The following is a 24728-nucleotide window of genomic DNA, read 5'->3' as shown; positions in this document are numbered from 1 at the left end:
CTAAGAAATATAATCAACAGAAGGTTGCGAGAGTTTATAGAAGTATAACACCCTATTTTAAATTGTCCAAAACCCTTAATACTTTGTTTATAGCTAACTAAGATATTCTCTTTTCCGCTTTTTTTACTATCTCTTCTGGATAGCCTAGATATCTTAAAAACTTTATTGCATTTCTTGTAGGAGATACCCCTTCTCGGAGCCTATAATCAAAGGTCAAACCTTCTGTATCATCCACATCCTCACTAAAATAATAAGGAGTAAGATAGCCCTTAGTATAATCCGTAAGCTCTAGATCATGAGTGGCTACTAGGACTAAAGCTCTTTTCTTCATAAGATACAATAAAATCTCTGTTGAAGCTGCAATTCTCTCCATAGGGTTTGTACCTCTAAATATCTCATCAATGATACACAGTACAGGAATTTCACCCTCTGACTCTTTAATCACCCTGTGAACGGCCTCTGCTTCCCCTAAATAATAGCTCTTCCCCTTGGAAATGTCATCTCTAGGGCTTATGCTGCTTACTATCTTTAGAAGAACTCCCTTATACTCTAACGCAAGGGCAAAGCCAAAGGTTTGGGCTAGTGTACTATTAACACCTGCAGTTCTTAAATAGGTGGATTTCCCTGACATATTAGATCCAGTGAGTATTATCCCCTTTTCTCCTATGGTAATGTCATTAGCTATGCCCTCAATTAATAGAGGATTTAAAGCAGCTTTGATCATTAAACTTCTATCTTCAATAAATTCTGCTTCACAGATCTTATCCTTAATATCATTTTTATAACAAGCAACAGCAGCTATAGAATCTATCTCTCCAATAATATTATATATAAGTACTAAATCCTCCTTAGAGTTCTCTAGCTTATTCATTATTTTATAATAGGCTCTTACTTGAAATAGGAAAATAATGTTAAAATAATCTCCGAAAACATCCACTCCTTCGATTCTTTCTACCGCTTTTGAATTTTTAAGAATTATTTCACAGGTAGACCTACACTTTCTTAGTATATCGCTATATTCCTTAATTTGTGGTATATCTACTTTTACTATAGAGTCTACCGCTGCTGCTATTGAAGCCAGATAGTTTATAGAATACATACCAGCATTAATCTTATTATTGATATTATAATGAACAGCCATGTTTAAAGCTAAAGCCCCTATGGCAAGCATAACAGCATAACCTCCTACAAAAGGAAAGGTGAAAACCAATAAAAAAGGCAGTAAAGAAAGTAAGTCAAAAATAAGCTTGTTCACGTATTTATGCTTATTTTCATAGATAAAGGTTGCTATATCTCCTTTCATCTGCCTTCCCAAAAGAGCTAAAATTCTTCGGATTTTATTATTGCTGGCTACATCCTTTTGTAAAAAGCTTATTACAGCTCGTCTTCGCTTTATTTCTCCTGCATCTAATTCTGGCTTTCTTAATAGGCAATATAACTTCTGCATCCCTGGAGTAGTTAAGGTGTAATCCATCTCCTTATACACCTTGTCCATCTCTAAATCCTCCCAGGTCTGATCATCGAGAGTCCCTTCTGGAAGCTTATTTTTTGTTTGTAAATCAAAAAGCTTTTTAATAATGGAAAAATCCCTTTTACGTTTTTTTCTTTCCTCAGGGGTCTCCTCAAGAACCTTAAGATTAGAAGCCTTTTGTCTATGTCTTGCAAATATTAAAATTCCTATTAAAACTACCACTGAAACTATTAAAAATATAGCATCTCTGCTCAATCCTTGCTTAATTACCTCTTCCATTTTAGCTCTCCCCACTATTTTGGTTTTAAAGATTTTCTGCTATCTTTATAAACATTTTTATCAACCATTATACATTTGCATTGTTTCACAAGCTCACGGCTAATTCCATAATTATCCTCACAATAGAATTATACCTTTAATTTTGCAACTCTTAAAGGGATAGCATAAAAGAAATTGTGTACTTAATAAGTCATAAGTCATAAGTCAAGTGACAGGCACCATAAGCAAAGTGACAGGCACATAAGTCATAACTCATGTGCCTGTCACCTATTGGTAGTCACCTATTGGTATTATCCGTTGACTATAGAACCTCCATTTACGTGGATTACTTGACCGGTTATGTAGGAAGCACCTTCTGAGGCTAGGAATACATATGCTTGTGCAACCTCTACAGGCTGTCCCGCTCTCTTCATTGGTACATCTGCTCCGAAGCTCTGAACCTTATCCTCATCGAAGGAGGCTGGAATAAGAGGTGTCCATATAGGTCCTGGAGCTACTCCGTTGACTCTTATATTCTTTTCTGCTAGCTGTCCTGATAGGGAACGGATGAAGGCTACCTGTGCGCCCTTGGTGCAGGAATAATCTAGAAGAGTTTGATTACCCTTATAGGCTGTTACAGAGGTAGTTACTAAGATGCTGCTTCCTTCCTTGAGATGTGGAACTGCAGCCTTAGTCATGTAGAAGGTTCCGAAGAAGTTAGTCTTAAAGGTTCTTACTAGCTGATCCTGAGATATATCAACTATACTAGTTTGTTCATGCTGTTCTGCTGCATTGTTAACCAATATGTCCAGCTTAGAATACTCTTCTATTACCTTGTTAACAGCTTCTCTGCAGAACTCCTCTTCACCTATATCTCCAGGAATAAGAAGACATCTTCTTCCTAATCTCTCAATGTGCTCTTTTGTTTCCTCTGCATCCTTTTGTTCATCTAAATAAACTATGGCAATATCTGCTCCTTCATGAGCAAAGGCCACAGCTACAGCTCTACCAATACCACTATCAGCTCCAGTTAAGAGGGCAACCTTACCTAATAGTCTGCCTGAACCCTTGTTGTATGCCGGATCCTCAAATATAGGCTCTGGAGTCATCTTACTCTCTATTCCAGGCTGCTTCATCTGTGCCTGAGGTGGTTGTTCATCAGGAAAATTCTTAAAAGTATTATTCATGAATATCTACCCCTTTCCTTCATTGTTGCTTAAAATTATATAAGATTATCATTTCAATATTATTTATAAATTATGTCTGTTCTATTATGATTCCATAGCCTTTTTATAAAGACTTAACCGATTATTTATAGTAAGATTATCTTATAACTTACCATTACAACTATTGCAACAGGAGGATAACCATGCTAAAAAAATTCCTAAAAACCCTGGGTGTCTTTTTATTAATCGCCCTAATTTTTATAATCTCCCTACTGGCTTTCCTGACTATTAGGGAATACTCCCCTGAACCTCAGGAAGCCCTAGAGGTCACAGGTACTCCTTCTAAGACTCTCACTGAGGGTGATTCCTTAACACTTCTAACTTATAATATAGGCTATGGAGGCTTAGATAAAAATCACGACTTCTTCATGGATGGAGGAGAAACAGTAAATGTAGAAAATAAAGAGATTATCCTCAATAATATGGAAGGAGTTAAAAGCCTTTTATTAGAAGAGAATACCGATGTGATATTTATTCAGGAAGTGGATATTGACGCTAAACGCTCCTTTGGTATTAATCAGGTGCAATATATAAATGACCTCTTCACTGATGACACTGAGTCCTTTGCCACAAACTTTTTATGTGATTACATACCTTATCCATTACCTGAAACCATAGGCAAAGTTCATAGCGGTATACTGACCCTAAGTAAATTTCAGAGCAGCAATGCCACAAGGATAGCTCTACCAACCTCCTTTACTTGGCCTACAAGAGTAGCTCAGCTAAAGCGCTGTTTATTAGTAGAAAGAGTACCTATAGAAGGTAGCGATAAAGAACTAGTATTAGTTAACCTTCACCTGGAGGCTTATGATGATGGTAGCGGAAAAGCTGCTCAGAGCAAGATACTTATGGATTTATTACTGCAGGAATATAATAAAGGAAATTATGTCATAGCTGGTGGTGACTTCAATCAGAGCTTTCCACAGGTGGATTTAAGCGCATATCCCTTAATCAATGATGAATTCTTTAAGGCAGGGATCTTAGATACCTCCCTTCTGAACACCTCTTGGACCCTGGCTGCAGATAATAGCCTCCCTACTGCAAGGCTACTAAATCAGATATATGATGAAGCCTCAGATGATAATCAGTATTATGTTATAGATGGCTTCATCCTCTCCCCTAACCTAATTCTAGAGGAGATAAAGACTTTAGATCAGGGTTTTGAGTACAGCGACCATAATCCTGTAAGACTTAAAGTAACCTTGGGCGAATAAAAAAGCCGTAGTTTCACTGTGATGTCCTTGTACACACAATGAAATCTACGGCTTTTGAATTTTTATCAGTTTCCTAATTATACCAAAATTTAATTAATCAAGCTTTGTAAGAATTAATGGTTCATTATTATTAACTACCACCGTATGTTCAAACTGTGAAACCACGCTGCCATCGGGGGTAACTAGTGTCCAACCGTCTTCAAGCTCCTCTATATGCTCTGCTCCTGTAGATATAAAGGTCTCTATAGCTAGAACCATGCCATTAACCATGAGCTCATCATTTTCCTTATTGTAGTAGTTGAATATATAATGAGGCTCATCATGAAGCTTTCTGCCTATACCATGTCCAGTAAGATCTCTTATGACAGTAAGGCCATTACTCCTTGCCTCATTGAATATAGCTCTTCCAATTTGATTTACCCTACTTCCAGGCTTTGCTTTGCTGATGCCCTTATATAGAGCATCCTCAGAGCATTTAAGAACCTTTTTATAAAGATCGCTTCCTTCTCCTCCTGCTATAACAGTGGCTCCTGTATCGGAATAAAAGCCATCTAGAACAGCGGATACATCCACATTTACCAAATCTCCTGGTTGTATAACCCTTGAACCTGGTATACCATGTGCTACCTCATCATTAACACTTATACAGGTATACCCTGGATAATCGTACTCGGTAATGGGAGCAGATTTCGCTCCATAGGAATCCAAAATCTCCTTGGCTATCATATCCAGCTCTTTCGTTGTAACTCCTGGCTTTACTGCCTTTATCATCTCTTCTCTTGCTATAGCAACTATTCTTCCTATCTTCTTTAAGCCTTCTAGCTCTTGTTCATTTTGTATTATCATATTTAAAACCTTCTTTTCAAAAATATTTAGTAATTATTGTTATGCTCTAAACTTATATTGTCTTCCAATTTATTCTTCTTCATACTACATAATAATATTATCACTTTATATTATTTACCTCAAGCTTAATTGATACTCTATATCAATAGGCCTATTTTTTAAATAAAAATCTTCTAATAAAATAATTAGTTGGTATAAAAATTATTAAAATAAACATTCTATATATGTAATATAATTTACCAATTAAGGAGGATTACAATGAAAAAAGTACTCTCTACAATTATGGCTATACTTATAGCTACTGGACTCAGCGCTTGTGGTTGTGGCAATGGTAATGATGCAGATAATAACACTGGTGCTGGTGCTGGCGCTGATAAGGAAAATTCCGCTGGTACAGAAACAGGAAACGATGGCAATATGAACAACGGTGGAAACAAGGAGAATGGAACCACTAACAATGGTACAAATAATGGAACAAATAACGGCACTACCAATGGTACCAACAATGGTTCTAATAACGGCAATGGCTCCACTGATACAAAGAAGTCCTATAAAGATGGCACCTATACCGGTAAGGGTGAAAAGTGGGAATATGGCTCTGAGGAATCAGTAGTTACAATTAAAAACGGAAAAATTACCAATATAGAGCTTAGAAGATTAGATAAAGACGGAAAAGAAATAGATTATACTCAATGGACTGGTAAAGAAGTTAATGGAACAACTTACCCTAACCTTAATCAATTCAGAAAAGATGTAGCTAAGACCATGATTGATAGACAAAGCGCCTCCGCTGACGTTATCACCGGTGCAACTGTATCCACAGAGAACTGGATTATCGCAACACAAAGAGCTCTTGAGAAGGCAGAAAAATAACAACCCGGATTACTAGCTCGAGCTCATGTAAATATTATATAATATAAAAATAAGCTCATCCTCAGAGATGAGCTTATTTTTATTCCATTTTATTCTTACAAAGCTTATCTAGTTTTAATAATATTTTTCTATATTTTTCATCAGCATTTGGGTTATCATATAAAGCCTTATAGCTTATATCATCAATCTTTACCTTAAATATATTATGGAGGTTTTCATTATAAAGCTTAAAAAGAAAGCCTTTATAAGCCTCCAATACTCTATTAGAGTAATCCTCTGATCCATTATCTTTAATAGTATAATTTATAGTTTCTATTAGGGCGTAAAGCTGATAAATATAGCTTAATTCCTCCAGCTGATATTTACTGCTTAAGGCTGCAATTACTGTAGAATATCTCTCATTAACAGGAAGGAGCACTGGCTTAAAAGCCTCCCCTTCTTCCGCTGCCTTTATTATCCTCATACTCTCATAAATGGCAGTACAGATATCCAGCCTCACTATATTGGCATATTCCCTAAGCCTCTTTTTTTGATATTCTTTATCATAATTTATATTTTCATAAAGGAGCTTCTTCTGATGAATCAGGTTAAGCTTAGTGCCTTTTTTCGTTATAATCCAGCTGCAGTAGGCACCTATAAGAGTTCCTATAATAATTGCTCCAGCAGAAATAAAGGTATTTATCAGGGGTATTGGAATATCCTTCAGCAAGGCCTTCTCTCCTCTCTTTAATGTATCTTGGTAAACTTATTTTTTCATTAAAGAGAGTTATTATTCAAAAGTCTGAGCCTATTGGAAAATAATCCTTCCAAACTTACGCTTTCCTACCTGAAGCACCTTCTCCCCTTTTGAAATCACCTCATCCTGAAGTACTTTTATTCCTTCTATCTTTACTGCTCCCTGAGCTATTAATCTCTTTGCCTCACTTTTGCTCTCGGCAAAACCAACCGCCCTTATTATCTCTGACAGTTGCATTCCTGCAGTGAGCTTAAACTTCTCCATTTCCTCTGGAAGCTCTTTCTTTTGAAATATTTTATTAAAATTATCCTTTGCCCGGAGAGCTTCCTCTTTCCCACAGTATAGGGTGGTTATTTCTATGGCTAGCTCCTCCTTAATATTTCTAGGATTCTCTCCCTTTAAGAGTCTTTCTTTTATCCTTTCCACTTGGTCTGGATGGATATCTGTAGCTAAATTAAAGTATTTAATAATAAGCTCGTCAGGCAGAGACATCACCTTGCCAAAAATACTATCACCCTCCTCCATGACACCTACATAATTTCCTAAGCTCTTACTCATTTTTCCTTTACCATCAAGTCCTTCTAGAAGTGGCATAAACAGCGCTATTTGAGCTTCTTTTCCACAATCCTTCTGAAGAGTTCTTCCCATGAGAATATTAAATCTCTGGTCCGTGCCTCCCAGCTCTATATCGGCTTCTATTTCAAGGGAATCATAAGCCTGCATCAAAGGGTAGAAAAATTCATGGATTCCTATAGCCACTCCTCCTTCAAATCTCCTTTTAAAGTCTTCTCTTTCCAGCATTCTTGCCACGGTGTACCTTGAAGTTAGCTCAATTATATCCTTAAAGCTTAATTTAGCTAACCACTGGCTATTAAACCTTACCTCTGTTTTTTCTTTATCTAATATTTTGAATATCTGCTCCTGGTAGGTCTTTGCATTGATCATTACCTCTTCCGCAGAAAGCTGCTTCCTCCCCTTTGCTTTTCCTGTGGGGTCACCTATCATTCCTGTAAAATCTCCTATGATGATTGTACACTGATGGCCTAAATCCTGAAGCTGTTTTATTTTTCTGAGCACTACGGCATGACCTAAATGTATATCAGGAGCAGAGGGATCTAAGCCAAGCTTAACTCTTAGAGGTTTATTTTCCTTAATGGACTTCTTTAGCTTTCTTTTTAGATCCTCAGCGCTGATAATTTCTTCAGCACCCTTAGCAATTATTTTAAATTGTTCTTCTACTGACAGCATTATATAACCTCCTTTAATTACTTTTTCGCAAATTAAAAAGCTCCCGTCCTCGGTATAATTACCAAGGACGAGAGCATTATCTCGTGTTACCACCTCAATTTATGAATACCTCACGGCATCCACCTCTTCAAGTACGCACAGACAGAATCCTGCCTCATATACTCTAGCATTATAAGGTATGCAGATAGCCCAAGTCAGCCTACTCTTCCTAAGGAATTTTGGTGCTCCACTCAAGGAGGTATTCAAAATAGCTTCTTATCTTCCTTTCACCAGCCGGAAGCTCTCTGTATAAGAAAAACTAAATCTACTCTTTCCCATCACTGTGTTTATTCATAATTGATTTATAGCCATTATGAGCTAGTTTCTAAAAAAAGTCAATACTTCCTACAACTATTTTACTTCCATAGGAACCAAATTAATACATAACCTACGGTAACGGCAGAGAGAGTAAATGGAATACCATATTTCATAAAGGTCTTTGCCTGTACCTCATAGCCTTCCTTTCGAAGAATACCTATACCAGCAATATTTGCCGATGCTCCTATTGGAGTCATATTTCCGCCTAGAGTAGCTCCACATAAAAGTCCAAAATAAAGAAGGTTAGGATCAATTCCTAAAGTATTAGATATTCCTGCTACCACAGGAAGCATTGTCGCAACATAGGGTATATTATCTATAAAAGCTGAAAAGAATACAGACATCCATACGATAATAGAATAAATTATAAATACAGAACCTCCACTCATACTTGAGATTATCTTGCTAACAGAGTCAATAATTCCTGCATTCTTAATACCTCCTATTACAATGAACAAACCAGTTAAGAGAAGTATTGTAGCAAAATCTATTTCCTTGAAAGCATTTTTTACTAGTTCCTTATTTTTATTTTTAACTAATTCCTTTGTAATTCCTATTAAGAAAAATACTATACATACTAAGCCATTGGTAATTTCAGGCTTGTACAGCTGTCCTGGTGCTGCTGCACTCTTGTAAGGAATGAAGGAGACTACAATAAGTGTAGCTAAGGTTAGAAGAAGCATTATCGTAGGAAAATAGTCTGTAACCTTTGTTCTTTCCTTCATCTGTATCTTATTATTCTCTTTTCTAAACATGAAAAGCATCAGCATTACACTTACCATTGCACCAGCTTGTACAACAAAAAACATACCTATTTTATTATTCATATAGAAAAAATCAAAAAAATCTAAGTTTGCTGCCTTTGCCAGCAGTATAGAAGTTGTATCTCCAACTAGAGTTGCGGCTCCCTGAAGATTGGAAGACAATGCAATACAAATAATACTAGGTACAGGTGATATCTTAAGCTTTTTTGCTATTGTCAGTGCTACAGGAGCAACCATCAATACCGTAGCCACATTATCTACAAAAGCCGATATTATTCCTGCAAATAAGGATAAGGAAACCACTGCCCATTTAACATTAGGCATCCTTGATATAAGCTCATCAGCAAGAAGCGCAGGCATTTTTGATTCAGTAAATAAATAAACAATTCCCATAGTACCAGCTATCATCATAATTACATTCCAATCTATGGTTGCAAAGACCTCATCTAGCGGTAATATTCCTAAAAAGATAAAAATTAAAGCAGAGCCTAAAGCTATGTGTGTACGATATTTCCCAAAAATCATCAATGATCCATATGTAACAATAAAAATAATTAATGCTATAATTTGAACATTCTCTCTTATTCCATCCATTAAACACACCCCTTACATAATATAGTTTCAAATTACTCTAATCTTAAGGATGCAAATTCCCCCCTTTAATCTCTAGTTATACAATCACTAAATTAATACAGAGACCTATAATTAAGCCAACAGAATAATTATACAGTGTGTTAATAATATTTAAAATAGTTTTAAACCTGTTAATTTTTTAATTAATGGAAACCATTTCCCTGATGTGATAAACTAAAAAGTAAATAAATGGTATAATGGTGATTTTATGATAGTAAATTACAATCAAATTCTTGAAGAAAATAATGTACTGCAAGGACCAAGAATAATTTTACGTCCTTTTACCTTAAAAGATACTGATGATGTTTTTGAGTTTGCCTCTGACCCAATAGTCACAAAATTTCTCACCTGGGACACTATAACCACAAAGGATATGGCTAAAAATATAATAGAGAATATCTATATGAAGAGAAAAGGAATCTATGCAATTGAACTTAAAGAAGGAAATAAATGTGTAGGCTGTATTGATATAAGATTTGACTCTTATAATAACAAAGCCTCCTTCGGATATGTACTAAACAAAGGATATTGGAATAAAGGCTATATGACAGAAGCCGTAGAGATGATCTTAGCTCTTTCCTTTAACAAGCTTAAGGTTGACCGTGTGGAAGCTTGCCACTATGTGGGTAACGATGGTTCCGGAAGAGTTATGGAGAAATGCGGCATGCATTATGAGGGAACCTGTCAGGGTAGAGATCTTATAAAAGGAAAAATTCTTGATGAAAAGCACTATGCCATTTTAGCTCATGAGTACCTAACATTAGAGTATAATCTATAAAAGAAGCAGATATAATATCTGCTTCTTTTATAGATTAATAGAGCAGCCCTTTAAGCTGCTCTAAACTGTTTCAATCATATCGATTATTTTTATTACTGGCTCACCTACGATAGCACTGTAAACATGGAACAAGGCAAAAAGCACCAGCATTACAATCAATGCCGTTACATAACCACGCCACTTATTTCCTGGTGTTTTAGGCTTAAAAAACAGCTCTGAAATCAATAACCAGGCAAGAATAAGCCAGGCGAAATATCCAGAAACAAGTCCTCCCTCATGGGCCATATAATATCCATGAATAAAGCCAAAGGTTATTGCCAGACCTTCTAATCCTCTATGAACCTTGTTCAAAAGCTCATAAAACCTTCCTTTAATTGTCAAATCTAACAGATGATAAATTGCCGTCATCAAAACAAAAAATAATGATAGCCAACCTAAAACATTTATTAACTGAATCATAATCCTTCCTCCAAGAATAATATTACTAGTATTATATATTCATAATTCTAAGGTTTAATTCTTAAAGGCAGGGACTGCTTCGCGATATTCTTAACTTTATTTACAGCTTTTCTTGAAGCCAAATAATAAGCTCTTCAATCATTTTAATCGTAATACTATGATTACCACCTTCATAGATAACCAGCTTAAAATCGCTTGGTTTATTTTTGTACAAGCTCTTTGCTTCCTTATAAAAGTACTCCTGCCCTCCCCTGGGGATCACCTGATCATCTCCCCCATGAAGCATCAATATAGGTCTATTATTTAGCATATCCAGCTTCAATACAGGATCATATTCTCTCAGCTCCCTTTTATGCTCCTCATCCACATAAACCCCAGGGAAACGAGACATCATAAGCTCTTCTGCCTTCTCATAGGCAAAGGAGCCACTGATGTTTATCACCGTTTTAAAGTCAGGATGAGACACAAATACTCCTGATGCTGTGAAGCCTCCCATTGAGTGCCCCATAACCGCAAGCCTTTCCTTATCCGCTTTCAGCACATTAATTCCATAATCAATAAGCTTACTTGACTCATTAATGTTATTAAAAATCGTAGGCCAGAACTTTTCCACTACATTTTTTTCATTGCTATAATCCAGGCTACCTCTTTCGCCGTGATTTACTGCATCTGCTGCTAAAACCACATAGCCATAAAGAGCAATAGTACTTGCAAGCATTACTTGGTTTTCTTTATTAGAGGACCAGCCATGATATAAAATCACCAGGGGAAGCCCTTCCTGAAGGGTGTTTCTAGGCTTAAAAACCAAGGCAGGAATACCTTCTATATATACTTTATCAATAATTAGATTATCGTTTACTAGCAATAATATCACTCCTAGCTTTACATAATAATGAAATAGACCGCAGCGCGGTCTATTGTTTTAAAGGCTACTATCATCCACAGAGTCAAGATATTCCTTTATAGGTACCATAACCTCCTCTATACAGCCATCCTTAAAGGGAGAGTTTAGATTTGCAAGGTCAACAAGCTCTAAGAAGGATTTGCTTCCTCCAGCCTTACATAATCTTAAATAGTCCTCCCAGGCTTTTTCTCTGTCTTCTCTAGACTTCTTCCAGAACTGGAAGGCACAAACCTGAGCTAAGGTATAATCTATATAATAGAATGGGTCCTCAAATATATGTCCCTGTTGATAGAAGAAGCCACCTCTTTCAAGAAGGTCATTGCCTTCATAATCCCTATGGGGAAGATACTTCCTCTCTATCTCTCTCCATTTAGCCTTTCTTTCCTCTGGTGTCATATCTGGATTAGCATAAACCTCATGCTGGAATTCATCTACAGTAACGCCATATGGAAGGAATAAAAGTCCGCTGGAGAGATGATCAAACTTATACTTTTCCTCCTCTTCCTGGAAGAACAGTCCCATCCAAGGCCAGGTGAAGAATTCCATGCTCATGGAGTGAATCTCTGCAGCTTCATAGGTCGGAAACGCATATTCTGGAATTCCTATACTTCTAGAGGAGTATACCTGGAATGCGTGCCCAGCCTCATGTGTAAGTACGTCTATATCTCCACTGGTCCCATTGAAGTTACTAAAGATAAATGGTGCTTTATAATCAGCAATATAGGTGCAGTAGCCTCCACCAGCCTTACCCTTTTTATTTACCAAATCCATGAGCTCATTTTCCATCATGAAATCAAAGAATTCCTCTGTCTCTTTGGAAAGCTCTGAATACATCCTTCTGCCGTTATCTACTATCCACTGAGGATCTCCCTTTGGGGTAGCATTTCCAGAGTTAAATGCAATATCTTCATCATAAAAATAAAGCTTATCAAGGCCAAGTCTTTCCCTCTGTCTTTCTCTTAAGGCAGTAGTTTCAGGAACAACATACTGAAGCACTTGATCTCTGTAATTTTTAACCATATCAGCATTGTAATCAGCTCTGCTCATACGGTCATAGCCAAGCTCTACAAAGGATTTATAACCTAGCTTCCTTGCAATCTTGGTTCTGATCTTAACAAGCTCATCATATATCCTATCAAATTCCTTTTCATTTTCCTTAAAGAAACCAAATTTAGCTTCTACAGCTTGCTTTCTTATTTCTCTATCCTTGTGCTGAAGAAATGGAGTAATACCTGATAAATTTCTTTCTTCTCCCATAAAATCAATCTTAGCTGAAGCCTTAAGCTTTGTATATTCAGATTTCAGCTTATTTTCCTGCTGCAAGTCCTCTATAATTTCAGGCTTAAAGGTCTTGATAGCTAGTTCTGCCAGCTTAAACAGCTGCTTTCCCCATGCCTTTTCCAGCTCTTCTCTAAACTTAGAACCTATTATTGCCTTATAATATTCTGTTGTTAACCCAGAATATAATGGCATAATCTCATCAATATAGTCATTTTCCTCTTCATAGAATTTGTCTGTGGTGTCTATGGTATGCCTTATTTGTACCAGAACAGCCATGGTTTCTACTTTATTCCGAAGCTTATTTATTTCCTTCATGACATTGTTCTGTTCTTCAAAGGAGCCTGCTTCATTAAATTCTTTAATAAGCTTATTGAAGCTTTCTTCAACAGCCTTAAAATCAATTCGTTCGTACTTGTACTCACTAAACTTCATATGATGTCCTCCTAAAATTTACTATTATATAAATTATAAGATTATTATGAAATATTAGCAATTAAATATTATTGTCTGTAGCCCCTCAAGAATACTTCTAGCTTGTCCATAGCTATTTTAAGCTGTGATACCTCAGGAAGATATACTATTCTAAAATGATCTGGTTCTCTCCAATTGAAGCCTCCACCATGAACCATTAAGACCTTCTGCTCCCTTAAAAAGTCCAGAACGAATTTCTCATCACTGGTTATATTAAATTTCTTAACATCAATTTTAGGAAACATATAGAAAGCGCCCTCTGGCTTTACAACACTGAGCCCTGGTATTGAATTCACTGCATTATATACAAATTCTCTCTGCTCGTATATCCTACCACCTGGAGCTAACAGCTCATCAGCTGAATTATATTCCTCTATAGCAGTCTTTATTATTGATTGAGAGGGTACATTGGCACAAAGCCTCATGGAAGAGAGCATATTAAGACCTTCTATATAGCCCTTAGCCCTGTCCTTAGGACCGCTTAGAACCATCCAACCACATCTAAAGCCAGCAATTCTATGGGACTTTGATAATCCATTAAAGGTTACACAAAATAAATCTGGAGCTAAGGAAGCTATAGACACGTGTTCCTTCCCATCCATAACAAGCCTATCATATATCTCATCAGCAAAAATGATCAGCTCATGCTTCCTTGCTATATCTACTATCTTTTGTAAAACCGCCTTAGGATAAAGTGCTCCTGTAGGATTATTAGGATTAATTACAACTATCCCTTTAGTTTTATCGTTAACCTTTTTTTCAATGTCTTGAATATCTGGATACCAATTTGACCCCTCATCACATATATAATGAACAGGCTTACCCCCTGCTAGATTTGCAGCGCCTGTCCATAAAGGATAGTCAGGGGATGGTATCAATATCTCATCTCCTTCATTGAGAAGGCCCTGCATAGACATGGTAATTAACTCACTTACTCCATTGCCCGTATAAATATCATCTACCTTGACATTAGGTAGATTCTTTTTTTCGCTATATTTCATTATAGCTTCCCTTGCATCCTTTAGTCCCTTTGAGTCTGAATACCCCTGGCAGTTAATGAGATTACTCATCATATCCTTTATCAGTGACTCTGGGGCACTAAAGCCAAAGGGAGCTGGATTGCCTATATTAAGCTTCAAAATCTCAATATTATTAGCAATCATCCTATCTGCTTCATCAACTACAGGTCCTCTAACATCATAACAAACATTATCCAGCTTAATGGATTTATCAAAGGTTCTCATATTACTTCCTCTTCTCTCATTTATTTTTGTTAAATAAAAAAGCCCCAAGCTTTATAAAAAAGCTTAGGGCGAACTCTCATCCGTGTTACCACCTAAATTCAGAGACAACTATCTCTCTGCACTCTGTCAGCACAAAAATATTATGTGCTGCTTCCTTCTAAGGGCGGAAGCTCCCATGAAGCCTACTAAAAATAGATTTTTCGGATTCATAGCTCAAAGACTGCTTCAATATTATCCTCGTAAGATTTTCACCAAACATCTTTTCTCTGAAACGAAAAATAATATTTACTCCTTCTTATCATCACTATTTTTTAAATTATCAATATTTATATCATATAAATATTTGAAAGTCAACATAATTATTTCACAATTCTAAATAATAAGTCGCATCTTTTATAATAACTAATATATTACGTATAATCTTAACAAACAGCTATAGCATAAATTTAGTTAATATTGACAAGTCTCCCAGGTAATAATATAATTTACTTACCGATAATCTAAATATGATTTTTAACTGTTTATGCAGTTAAGACCCGTCTTAGTATCAACTTTAAGACAGGTCTTTTTTGTTTTTCAGCTATATTTTTATAAGTATATAAGGAGAACCGTTAGAGGTATTCCTTATTATATCCACCTCTATCCCATATACATTCTTAATATTCTCCCTGTTTATCACCTTAGAAGGAGAACCGGTAGCCAATACACTTCCTTTACTTAAAAGTATAATTTCATCGCTGTACAGAGAGGCTAAATTAAGATCATGCATAACCGCTATTACTGTTAGCTTTGTCTTCAGCTCCTTGAAGATATTTAAAAAGCTAATCTGATGCTGTATATCTAAATGGGAGGTGGGTTCATCCAAAAGCACTATGGGAGTATCCTGGCACAGTGCTCTAGCAGCTATAACTCTCTGCTGTTCTCCCCCGCTTAAGGAGGTTATGGGCTTATCCTTTAGCTCCCAGGTATCCGTTAGCTTCATTGCCCTTTGAACCCTGTCAAAATCCTCACTATTATAATCCTGAAACCTCTTTTTAAATGGGGTTCTCGACATCAATACCACCTCATAGGTAGTAAAATCATATTCTATGGCTATATTTTGAGGAACCACCGCAAGAGTTTTTGCTACCTCCTTATTATTCATAGAATAAATATCTTCATTTAATAGGAATATATTATTCTTAGGAACATTAAAGGTCTTACCTATATTCTTAAGGAGTGTCGTTTTCCCAGATCCATTAGGACCTATGATAGAGTAAAATTTACCCCTCTCAAAGGAGAGGTTTATATCCTTTAAAATTTCATCCTTACCATAGCTAAAGCTTAATCCCTGAACTTTTACAGTACTATCCATACTACATCCCCCTCTTCTTATACTTTAAAAATAAAAATATGAAGTAGGGTGCTCCTATGAGAGCTGTTACTGCTCCTACGGGAAGCTCTGAGCTTGGCAGTATGGATCTAGCAGCAGTATCGGAGAATAAAAGAAATATAGCTCCCCCCAGGGCAGAAAAGGGTATTAGACTCTTATGATTAGGCCCTAAAACCATTCTCAGCATGTGTGGTACTAAAAGTCCTACAAAGCCTATAACTCCAGAAAAGGCTACCGCTGCAGCTACTATTAAGGAGCCTATGATTATAATGAGCTTTTTAACCTTCTCCACCTCTATACCCAAGCTTTTAGCAGATTCCTCTCCCGTGAGCATTAGGTTCAAATCTCTTGATAGTCCATACATTAATATGGTACCAATGAAGATTACCGGCGCTACTATTCCAAGCTGACTATAGCTAGCAGCATTAAAGCTCCCTAAGGTCCAGAATACTATCCTTTCCATATAATTGCTATTAAACACCATTAGTATAGAAAGGCAGGCAGATAAAAGATAACTTATAGCTATTCCTGCTAAAAGCAGGTTAACCGTAGGAAGGCTGTTGCCTACTCTTGCAATATTATATACCAAAAAGGAAGTAATAAGAGCTCCTGCAAAGGCAAATATAGTCACGGCACTGAAGGGCAATGAATACCCCCAGGCAGTTAAAAGCATTGCTATTGCAGCTCCCAAGGCTCCTCCTGAGGATATGCCCAGAACATAGGGATCTGCCATGGGATTTCTGAAAACCGCCTGAAAGGAGGTTCCTACCACGCTGAGCCCCATTCCTACTAAAGAAGCCATGAGTATTCTTGGCAATCTAATTTTATAAATAATAACTCCTGAGGCTGTAGAAGTCTCATGGGATACAAGCTCCCCCAAAATAGGAATAGGCTTTATAAGAGCATAAAAGGCCTCTCCAATACTCATGCTAGCTGTTCCCAAGGTAATAGCTACAAGCACCAAAAAAATAAATATTAATAATAGAAATAGAAAGGCCTTTTTTTTATTTCTACCTATCCACTTAACCATATGTCGTCCTCTTTCTTAACTGCTTAATTTAATCATTATTTATAGAGCTCAGGATGTAATATCTTTGCTAGCTCTTCCACTGCCTTCCCAGCTCTAGGGCCTTGTCTATCTAAAAGATTGTTATCCACTACATAGACCTTTTCATTCTTAACTGCAGAAAGCTCTTTATAACCCTCTCCTGAGATAAAGCCCTCATAATAATAAGGAGAAAGAAGTATTATATCAGGATCCTGTTCAATCAGCTGCTCTTTGCTATAAACCCAGCCTGTAATATCCTTAGCAATATTTTCTCCACCAGCAATTTCTATCATCCTGCTTATAAAGGTCTCACCGGTGGCTGTATAGTCTCCTGACTGGCCATAGTCTACAACATAATAAACGCTAGGCTTTTCAGCATCCTTAACGAGGCTTTGAACCTCCTCCACCTCAGCCTTTATCCTACTTATTTCCTCTTCTGCCTTCTCTTCTACATTGAAGACCTTTCCTAAAACTTCAATCCCTTCATAAACTCCTTCAAAGCTATTTTCATCGTATAGTGTAATAACTATAATACCAAGCTCTTTAAACTTATTTTGAAGATCCTCATCAAAGAAGGTTGAGGCTATAACCACATCTGGCTGAAGCTCAGCAATCTTCTCTATATCTAAATCCACAAAATCTCCCACGGTCTCTACCTCCAACACCTCTTCTGGATAATCAGAATAGCTGTTCCTTCCAACTACCTTATCTCCTAAGTCTAAGGCATAGAGCATTTCTGTTATATTAGGAGCTAGCGCTATCACTCTCTGAGGCTCCGCCTTTATCTCTAAGCTTTCTCCCAAGGAGTCCTCTATAGCTATGGGATAGTAACCATCAGCTCCATTTTCACCATTGCCTTTAGCCACATCCTCATTGGTGCATGCAGAAAAAATCATCATGAATACCATGGCTGTCATAAGTATAATAATACCTTTTAATCTTTTCATTTCTTTCCCTCCCTTTTCTAAAGAACAGAGCTCTTCTATTCTTTAATTTCATGCAAAATAAAAAACGCTATGCTTCGGCATGGCGTTATTAGAATTCTAATTTTCATTAGAGAAGATGATAAATCCCCTGCTTCTAACACCCTCCCACCGAAGGCTTATAAGAAATAAATCACAGGCAGGTCTCCTGACTTTTGAATCTTCCCTTCCCTTATCCTTCCCTCCAAAACAGAGGTGGTTACACTAAGGTTCAGTCCTCAATTACAGTAACGGGGGTTGTTGTGGACTTGCACCACATTCCCTTTTCACCTTTAAAAAGGCACCTATGACAACTATTTAGTTAATATCACTTATACTTCTACTATATTATAGTTATATTATTATACAATTTCAACCATAGCTTTTAACTTATAACAGATTTCCAAGTTATATAGTAATAAATAAAAGAAGAGTCAGAGTTACCAGCTCATTTATAGCACCTAAAGAATCTCCAGTTATACCACCTATTTTATCCTCACAAAGCTTATTGAATAACCAAGCTACTACTGATACAGCGATTAAATAAAACATGAGAGTCTCAAGGCCTATTCCTGCTATAAAGCCCATAGCTGCTGTACCTAAAATATTAACTAGCAATTGACCAATGCCCACGTTATTTATAAAAAGGTTACCTAGGCCTCCTTCCTTAGCCGGCCTACCAATTAGGCATAAAAAAACCATAGCCGCTCTGCTAATCATTGGAATAAAAAACAGAATTCCACTGAATTCACCATTTACAGCAATAAATTTGTAAGCTTCAAATTTAATTAGAAGATTAATAATTATCCCTATGGCAGCGAAGGTTCCAATTCTACTGTCCTTCATTATATCTAATACCTTATCTCTCCCTTTAGCGGCAAAGAAGCCATCACAGCTATCTCCAAAGCCATCTATATGGAAGCCTCCCGTAATAAACACATCTATGAGTATTAATAGGATAGAAATTGAATAATCTGGTATATTACCATCCAATAACCTATAAAAAGCATATTGAAGAGAACCTATAATAATTCCTATAACAAAGAAAAAATATGCCCCCCTTCTAAAGTTCTCATCTCTACAGGGAAGCTCCTTCCTTACAGGAATCCTTGTGAGCAGCTGAACCATAAGTAAAAAATCCTGATAATATTTCTTCATAGCTCCTCCTACTTAAGCCTTAAGGGTATACCACAGGCAACAAAATAAGCCTCACTGCATAAGGCTCCTAGCTGTTGATTTGCCCTACCTATAATGTCTGTAAAAATTCTTCCTAAGGGGTATTCTGATACTAATCCCATACCAACCTCATTAGTAATTATGATAAGAGTTCTATCTAAGCTATTACAGGTATCCACAAGATTTTTAAGCTCAAGGTTAATATCCTTTTCTATGTCTGCTATTTGATTCTTATCAATGGCTTCAAAATCCCTCTCCTCATCAAAAAGAATATTGGTTATCATGGTGCCCACACATTCAAAAAGGATAAATTTTTTGTGGCTTTCCTTTATGATCTGTGACAAGTTTCTATAGCCTTCATGGGTATCCCATACTGCCGGCCTTCTTTCCCTATGACGCCTTACCCTTTCCTCCATCTCCTGATCAGTAATCTTTGAGGTAGCTATATATAATACTTCCTTTTCATCCTTTAAAAGACTTTCTCCAAAGGTTGATTTACCACTTCTAGTTCCTCCAGTTATAAGAATTACTCTTCCCACTCTATCATCCCCTATGTTTACGTAATTTTATTCTAAATCTAACTCCCATATTTTAAAAGTTAACCTTCTCAATAGACCAAAAGCCCTGGGAGCAGTTTAATATACTGACAGAAGCAGTATCGGACTTTAGCTTCCAGAATAAATCAAGGTTTTCTCCCAGTACATAACAAAGAAAGAGCTTAATTATCCCTCCATGAGTTACAATCAGTATCTCCCTCTCCTCTAAAGCATCCTCCATTTTTGCCTGTTCTTCCAGCTCCTTAACAAAAGACTTTATTCTTTCATAAGCCTCTGAGGTGCTCTCCCCTCCTGGAAGCCTATAGTTTTTCCAATCCATTGACCACAATCTCTCTTCCTCAGGATACCTCTCTAAAATTTCTTCATAGGTTTTATTTTCAAAGATTCCAAAGCTCCTTTCCCGAAGCCTCTCCTCTTCTCTTCCTAAAGCCTCATTTTCCAGAGCAAGGGAAAGAGTTTCTCTACATCTTTTTAACGGACTTACATAAATATCATCGAAATGAATTCCACGGAGCTTAAGGGAAAGCTCTAACCCCTGAGCCTTCCCTCTTTCCGTAAGTGGAGTATCGCATATACCGCAGTATCTGCCGTTAAAGTTACCTTCTGTCTCTCCATGCCTTGTCAAATATAACCTCAATTAGCTCCCTCCTATGACTTCTTTATCCAGACAGAAATGGAGCCTCCTTTTACCTTAAAGAGCCCACAACCATCCTCTCCAATGATAACCTCTTCTTCTATTCCTCTCAGATAGTCTACCCAGACCTCTCCTTCTCTTTCCTCTCCTACATGCATAAGCTTATCCCCATCGTCTCCATTGCTTATTAGAACTGCACAACCAGAATCCTCAAACTCCAGATCCCCATTTCTTACCCAACCGATAACATTGGGGTGGTCTAAGTATTCTGTCTGATCACCATAAGCATAATGCTTTCTTATATATAGAAGCTTATCTAGGATATCCTTTTTCCCATCTAAAGGATTTTCTCCTCCTATGCCGTAATAATCACCATAAAATACACAGGGATAACCATCCTTCCACAGAAGTATCATTCCATAGGCTAAGGGTTTAAACCAGTCCTCCACCCAGGATTCTAATGATTGACCAAGCTGTGAGTCGTGATTGTCCACAAAGGTTACCGCATGGATAGGGTTTTTCTCCACAAGAGTATCCTGAAATATCTTAGATAAATCATAATCCTTTCCTGCCTTAGCGGCTTCATGAAATTTATAATGAAGAGCTACGTCAAATAAATCTATCCCGTGATCTATACTCTCAAGGGTTTCTTGAAGAGCCATTATATCATTAACCCAGTATTCTGCTACCACATAAAGGTCTTCCTTATTAGCGGCTTCTCTAACCTTAGTTAAGAAATCCATTATAAAGGATCTCTTTATGTGTTTTATAGCATCAAGCCTGAAACCATCCAGCTCCAGCTCTGATACTATCCAAGCTCCCCACTTTATAATCTCATTATAAACCTCAGGATGCTCATAGTCTATGTCTGCAAACATCAAATAATCATAATTACCAAATTCTTTGTCCACCTCATCAGACCAAAACTTATGCTCTCCTATTATCCTATATATAGCATTCTTTCCTGTATCCACATTTATATCTGTTCCTGTAAAATGACACCAGTTCCATTTAAAATCTGAATATTTATCCCCTCTTCCAGGGAATAAAAAACTTGTCCAACCTTCAATTTCATAGGGTTCAGTTAAAACATCCATTCTATTTTCAGAATCTACCTCTTCTGCCATAAATCTTTCCGTTTTATCTGCCCCAGCCTTATGATTCAAAACAGCATCGAGATATACCTGAATCTTATGTCTGTGCAGCTCCTTTATTGCTTCCTTAAGCTCCTCTTTAGTACCATATTTTGTTCTTACAGTACCCTTCTGATCAAACTCTCCAAGATCATAAAGGTCATAGGTAGCATAGCCTACATCACCTTGAGCTATTGCTTTATACGCTGGTGGAATCCATAGGGCTGTTATACCTATATCAGCAAGCTCCTTTGCATCCTCCTTCAGTCTCTTCCAATGCTGTCCATCGTTTTCTAGATACCATTCAAAATACTGGAACATAGTATGATTTCCCATGTTAATCACCATCCTTTACACATACGGGAAGACATAACAACATAATCTGAATAAAATAATGATAATATATTACATCATATTGAGAAGCTCTAATAGTTTTATTATGAAAAGTTAACATAAATAACAGAAACTTTACACTGTAAATGTTTAAATATTCTGAAATATTGACAAAGTATAAATTTTATTCTTATAGCTAAATTTTCCTTGTATAATAATCCCTTTTCTCATATAATAACTATAACACAAAAATTATTGATATCTGTAATCATTTAATAGTGATTATCAGGTCATAAGAAAAGAGGGGATAGTATGAAATATAATATAAAGATATATTCAGATTTTACTTGTCCTTTCTGTTATTTAGGAAAAGGTATTATCCGGGAATTAAAGAAGAATTTTATAATTGAAGACCAATGGATAAGCTATCAGATGAACCCAGAGCTTCCTGATGAAGGCATGAGTCTTTCTGATTATTTCAAAGGCTTTGAGGTTAAAAATCTGCTTAGTCCTTTAATAGAGAGAGCAAAGTATTTTAAGCTTCCTTTTAAGGATTTGGACTATATTTACAACAGCTCCCTTGCTCTGCAGGCTGCAGAATATGCAAGAGAAAAAGGAAAATATGAGGAGTTTTCTTTTAAGGTTTTTAAAGAATACTTCGGTAATCAAGAAAATATATCCAGCACCGAGGTTTTAGGGCGGATAGCAGACAGCGTTGGCTTAGATTCAGCGGAAATGGTAAAAAAACTCAACGAAGGAGCATACTTAGAAAAGCTTGAAGAAAACCAAAAGCTTGCAGCTTCAGATAACGTGCACAGCATACCAACCTTTATCATCAATGATGAATATAGGCTCAGTGGAGCACAGCCTCTGGAGGTATTTGAAGGATTGCTTCTTGAAATTTACGAGAATAAAGTGTTCAACAATAAAAATAGTTAATAAGGCAAAGAGAACCCAAAGAAAATTATTTTCTTTGGGTTCTTTTAATGTCCTTTTCACCTTTTCTTGAATATTATAAATTAACAAGAAAGGGGGTGCCTTATGCCCAGGTTAGAAAATAATGTACTTAACAATAATGATAGCACTACTGGAAACAGGAGGATTTCTGTAACAGTACGTCGCAGGGGAAAGTCTGTAAGTGATGAAAGCAGCACTAAAGCAGAAAATGACATCCTTGAAATTAATGCACTCCAAAATACCGCAGTACAAAATAATAATAATAATAATAATAATAATAATAATAATAATAATAATAGCTCTTCTATTAATCTTGAAGCACAGCAAAGTGTCTATGCAGAAGATAACGGTTCTTCTATTTTCGGTATTATAAAGGATATAAGAGGAATTCCAGTGATGGATGCTGTGGTGCAGCTAAAAACCTTTAGTAATGGCAGCTATAAAGTTATTGGTGAGGTACAGAGCAACATCAAGGGAGAATACCTTTTTATAGGCCTTCCCATAGGAATATACTCTCTTACTATATATAAGGATGGTTTTATTAATTATAAAAGCACAAATATCAATATTAACTTCAAGGAAAGCATAGGGTTGAATCTTTGTCTTCAAGAGGACCTACGAAATCATCTAAGCTCTATCCACGGGGTTATAAGAGATGAAAGCACTGATCTGCCCTTAGAAAATATTCTCGTAGCTCTATATTCAGTGATAAATAATACGGAGCTCTTAATAAGCTCTACCTTTTCAAACAATGAAGGTCAATATGCCTTCACTCTTATTCCTCCTGGTAATTATATTATTAAGGCAGCTGCCCATAGAAAGGAGGAGGCTTAATGATTATAGACAGGACCTATTATATAAGCAGCACCTCTCCCATAGCTTTAAAGGCTGGAGAGCTTCAACAGGTAAATTTAACCCTAAAAAAATGTACTATACAATATAAAACAATTGTTGCTGGCAAGGTTTTATATGAAAGGTCTCCTTTAGAAAACTCATTAATTTTAGTAATGGATAGCAATCTTACGGAACTGTTTAAAACCTATAGCGACAGCAATGGAATTTTTTTATTTAAAGAAATAATCCCTCCAGGAGCTTATAAAATTGCAGCCTATGCCAGCGGTTATATCCCCTCCAGAATACAATCCTTAGTTGTAGAGGAAAATAAGGCTACAAAGGTTTATTTTGACCTTATAGCTGACAGCGCCGTTGATAAAGGTATAGTCTACGGAGCTGTAACAGATACAGAAGGTAACCCCGTCTCCGATGGAAGGGTTTATTTAAGCTATAGAGGGAGAAGTATAAAATCTGCCGATGGTGTTACCAGTGAAAAGGGTGAATATATAATATATAACTTGCTTCCTGGAGACTTTACCCTTCAGGTTGAAGCCTTAGGCTATGAGAGCTCAAAACCCATCAACGTAAAGGTTCTCGGAAATGACAGGCTGCCTATAGATATTACTCTCACTGCTATAGGAGAAAAATTAGGAAGTATTTCGGGAACTGTAAGTGGAAGAGGAAAAATCTTTGGTGCTGTTCCTGTTTTTTTGTATCAGCTCCAGGGAAAGGACTTTATCCTAAAAGAAGTTCAAACTGCTAATGCTGAGGGTCTTTTTGTTTTTTCTGGTCTTCCTCCAGGAGCTTATAGAGTATACTCACCTTTAAATGGCTCTGAAGACTTTAATAAAGACTTTGTCTTAAAGTAATTAAGCTTCGCATCATTAATATATCAGAGCTGTAAAAATACCCTAGATAATGAATCTAGGGTATTTTATGTATTAGCTTTATCCTATGAT

23 protein-coding genes, 1 riboswitch and 2 other annotated features are annotated in these 24728 nt (G+C 36.6%); of the genes, 6 read left to right on the top strand and 17 right to left on the bottom strand.

All coding sequences use genetic code 11. The features are described 5' to 3' along the window. Positions 1-97 precede the first annotated feature (97 nt). Together ACPWSR_RS09660 and ACPWSR_RS09655 are read right to left on the bottom strand one after the other, a co-directional pair. Positions 98-1750, bottom strand: coding sequence for a MutS-related protein (locus ACPWSR_RS09660; RefSeq protein WP_426348029.1), 1653 nt, complete (start codon positions 1748-1750; stop codon positions 98-100). A 290-nt stretch (positions 1751-2040) separates the two neighbouring features. Next, entirely contained in the window at positions 2041-2916 is an 876-nt protein-coding gene (locus ACPWSR_RS09655) for an SDR family oxidoreductase (RefSeq protein ID WP_426348028.1), read from the bottom strand. A gap of 182 nt (positions 2917-3098) precedes the next feature. On the opposite strand from ACPWSR_RS09655, the gene ACPWSR_RS09650 reads away from it, so the two are divergent. Beyond that, positions 3099-4169 (top strand): endonuclease/exonuclease/phosphatase family protein, encoded by a 1071-nt coding sequence (locus ACPWSR_RS09650; protein WP_426348027.1) that lies wholly within the window; start codon positions 3099-3101, stop codon positions 4167-4169. A 93-nt stretch (positions 4170-4262) separates the two neighbouring features. Here ACPWSR_RS09650 and map read toward each other — a convergent pair whose 3' ends face one another. Then, entirely contained in the window at positions 4263-5015 is a 753-nt protein-coding gene (map, locus tag ACPWSR_RS09645) for a type I methionyl aminopeptidase (protein ID WP_426348026.1), read from the bottom strand. A 258-nt stretch (positions 5016-5273) separates the two neighbouring features. Between map and ACPWSR_RS09640 the strand changes: the two genes are divergently transcribed. Continuing rightward, positions 5274-5888: an FMN-binding protein gene (locus ACPWSR_RS09640; protein WP_426348025.1), complete on the top strand. Its 615-nt coding sequence runs from the start codon at positions 5274-5276 to the stop codon at positions 5886-5888. 79 nt (positions 5889-5967) lie between these two features. On the opposite strand, the gene ACPWSR_RS09635 is transcribed toward ACPWSR_RS09640, so the two are convergent. The 3 genes from ACPWSR_RS09635 to ACPWSR_RS09625 form a co-directional block, all read right to left on the bottom strand. Further along, the gene (locus tag ACPWSR_RS09635; protein ID WP_426348024.1) at positions 5968-6597 is read right to left on the bottom strand and encodes a hypothetical protein; all 630 of its coding nucleotides are present in this window, start codon (positions 6595-6597) and stop codon (positions 5968-5970) included. A 78-nt stretch (positions 6598-6675) separates the two neighbouring features. Next, positions 6676-7872 (bottom strand): tyrosine--tRNA ligase, encoded by a 1197-nt coding sequence (gene tyrS / locus ACPWSR_RS09630; protein WP_426348023.1) that lies wholly within the window; start codon positions 7870-7872, stop codon positions 6676-6678. Between the two features lie 60 nt (positions 7873-7932). Further along, positions 7933-8202, bottom strand: a binding site (T-box leader). Between the two features lie 65 nt (positions 8203-8267). Then, positions 8268-9587 (bottom strand): SLC13 family permease, encoded by a 1320-nt coding sequence (locus ACPWSR_RS09625; RefSeq protein WP_426348022.1) that lies wholly within the window; start codon positions 9585-9587, stop codon positions 8268-8270. 247 nt (positions 9588-9834) lie between these two features. On the opposite strand from ACPWSR_RS09625, the gene ACPWSR_RS09620 reads away from it, so the two are divergent. Next, positions 9835-10404, top strand: a complete 570-nt coding sequence (locus tag ACPWSR_RS09620) for a GNAT family N-acetyltransferase (RefSeq protein ID WP_426348021.1) — start codon at positions 9835-9837, stop codon at positions 10402-10404. A gap of 60 nt (positions 10405-10464) precedes the next feature. On the opposite strand, the gene ACPWSR_RS09615 is transcribed toward ACPWSR_RS09620, so the two are convergent. From ACPWSR_RS09615 to ACPWSR_RS09565, 11 genes are all read right to left on the bottom strand, one after another. Beyond that, positions 10465-10863 carry a hypothetical protein gene (locus ACPWSR_RS09615; protein ID WP_426348020.1) on the bottom strand — a complete coding sequence of 133 codons (399 nt, stop codon included), beginning with the start codon at positions 10861-10863 and terminating at the stop codon, positions 10465-10467. Positions 10864-10963: 100 nt separating this feature from the next. Continuing rightward, entirely contained in the window at positions 10964-11728 is a 765-nt protein-coding gene (locus tag ACPWSR_RS09610) for an alpha/beta hydrolase family protein (protein ID WP_426348019.1), read from the bottom strand. A 57-nt stretch (positions 11729-11785) separates the two neighbouring features. Then, positions 11786-13480 carry a M3 family oligoendopeptidase gene (locus ACPWSR_RS09605; RefSeq protein ID WP_426348018.1) on the bottom strand — a complete coding sequence of 565 codons (1695 nt, stop codon included), beginning with the start codon at positions 13478-13480 and terminating at the stop codon, positions 11786-11788. A gap of 68 nt (positions 13481-13548) precedes the next feature. Next, a complete protein-coding gene (locus ACPWSR_RS09600) occupies positions 13549-14763 on the bottom strand; it encodes an aminotransferase class I/II-fold pyridoxal phosphate-dependent enzyme (protein WP_426348017.1) in 1215 nt (404 codons plus the stop codon). A gap of 61 nt (positions 14764-14824) precedes the next feature. Further along, positions 14825-15074: a binding site (T-box leader), on the bottom strand. A gap of 269 nt (positions 15075-15343) precedes the next feature. Then, a complete protein-coding gene (locus ACPWSR_RS09595) occupies positions 15344-16117 on the bottom strand; it encodes an ABC transporter ATP-binding protein (protein ID WP_426348016.1) in 774 nt (257 codons plus the stop codon). 1 nt (position 16118) lies between these two features. After that, positions 16119-17165, bottom strand: coding sequence for a FecCD family ABC transporter permease (locus ACPWSR_RS09590; protein ID WP_426348015.1), 1047 nt, complete (start codon positions 17163-17165; stop codon positions 16119-16121). 35 nt (positions 17166-17200) lie between these two features. Continuing rightward, the gene (locus tag ACPWSR_RS09585; RefSeq protein ID WP_426348014.1) at positions 17201-18130 is read right to left on the bottom strand and encodes an ABC transporter substrate-binding protein; all 930 of its coding nucleotides are present in this window, start codon (positions 18128-18130) and stop codon (positions 17201-17203) included. Positions 18131-18287: 157 nt separating this feature from the next. Next, positions 18288-18469: riboswitch (cobalamin riboswitch) on the bottom strand. 84 nt (positions 18470-18553) lie between these two features. After that, a complete protein-coding gene (gene cobS, locus ACPWSR_RS09580; protein ID WP_426348013.1) occupies positions 18554-19303 on the bottom strand; it encodes an adenosylcobinamide-GDP ribazoletransferase in 750 nt (249 codons plus the stop codon). A gap of 8 nt (positions 19304-19311) precedes the next feature. After that, the gene (gene cobU, locus ACPWSR_RS09575) at positions 19312-19860 is read right to left on the bottom strand and encodes a bifunctional adenosylcobinamide kinase/adenosylcobinamide-phosphate guanylyltransferase (RefSeq protein ID WP_426348012.1); all 549 of its coding nucleotides are present in this window, start codon (positions 19858-19860) and stop codon (positions 19312-19314) included. Between the two features lie 52 nt (positions 19861-19912). Then, positions 19913-20515, bottom strand: coding sequence for a histidine phosphatase family protein (locus ACPWSR_RS09570; RefSeq protein ID WP_426348011.1), 603 nt, complete (start codon positions 20513-20515; stop codon positions 19913-19915). Between the two features lie 11 nt (positions 20516-20526). After that, complete coding sequence (locus tag ACPWSR_RS09565) at positions 20527-21981, bottom strand: alpha-amylase (RefSeq protein WP_426348010.1); 1455 nt, start codon at positions 21979-21981, stop codon at positions 20527-20529. Between the two features lie 309 nt (positions 21982-22290). Here ACPWSR_RS09565 and ACPWSR_RS09560 point away from each other — a divergent pair, with 309 nt between their 5' ends. The 3 genes from ACPWSR_RS09560 to ACPWSR_RS09550 all read left to right on the top strand — a co-directional run bounded on the left by ACPWSR_RS09560 (position 22291) and on the right by ACPWSR_RS09550 (position 24638). Further along, a complete protein-coding gene (locus ACPWSR_RS09560; RefSeq protein ID WP_426348009.1) occupies positions 22291-22917 on the top strand; it encodes a DsbA family oxidoreductase in 627 nt (208 codons plus the stop codon). A gap of 102 nt (positions 22918-23019) precedes the next feature. After that, positions 23020-23769: an MSCRAMM family protein gene (locus ACPWSR_RS09555; RefSeq protein WP_426348008.1), complete on the top strand. Its 750-nt coding sequence runs from the start codon at positions 23020-23022 to the stop codon at positions 23767-23769. Further along, positions 23769-24638 (top strand): carboxypeptidase regulatory-like domain-containing protein, encoded by an 870-nt coding sequence (locus ACPWSR_RS09550; protein WP_426348007.1) that lies wholly within the window; start codon positions 23769-23771, stop codon positions 24636-24638. The genes ACPWSR_RS09555 and ACPWSR_RS09550 overlap by 1 nt, the downstream gene beginning before the upstream one ends. The last annotated feature ends 90 nt before the right edge of the window (positions 24639-24728 follow it).

Source organism: Alloiococcus sp. CFN-8 (assembly GCF_049943125.1).
Classification (GTDB): Bacteria; Bacillota; Clostridia; order Clostridiales; family Clostridiaceae; genus JAEXZL01.
This window is presented reverse-complemented; position numbering and strand designations above follow the sequence as displayed.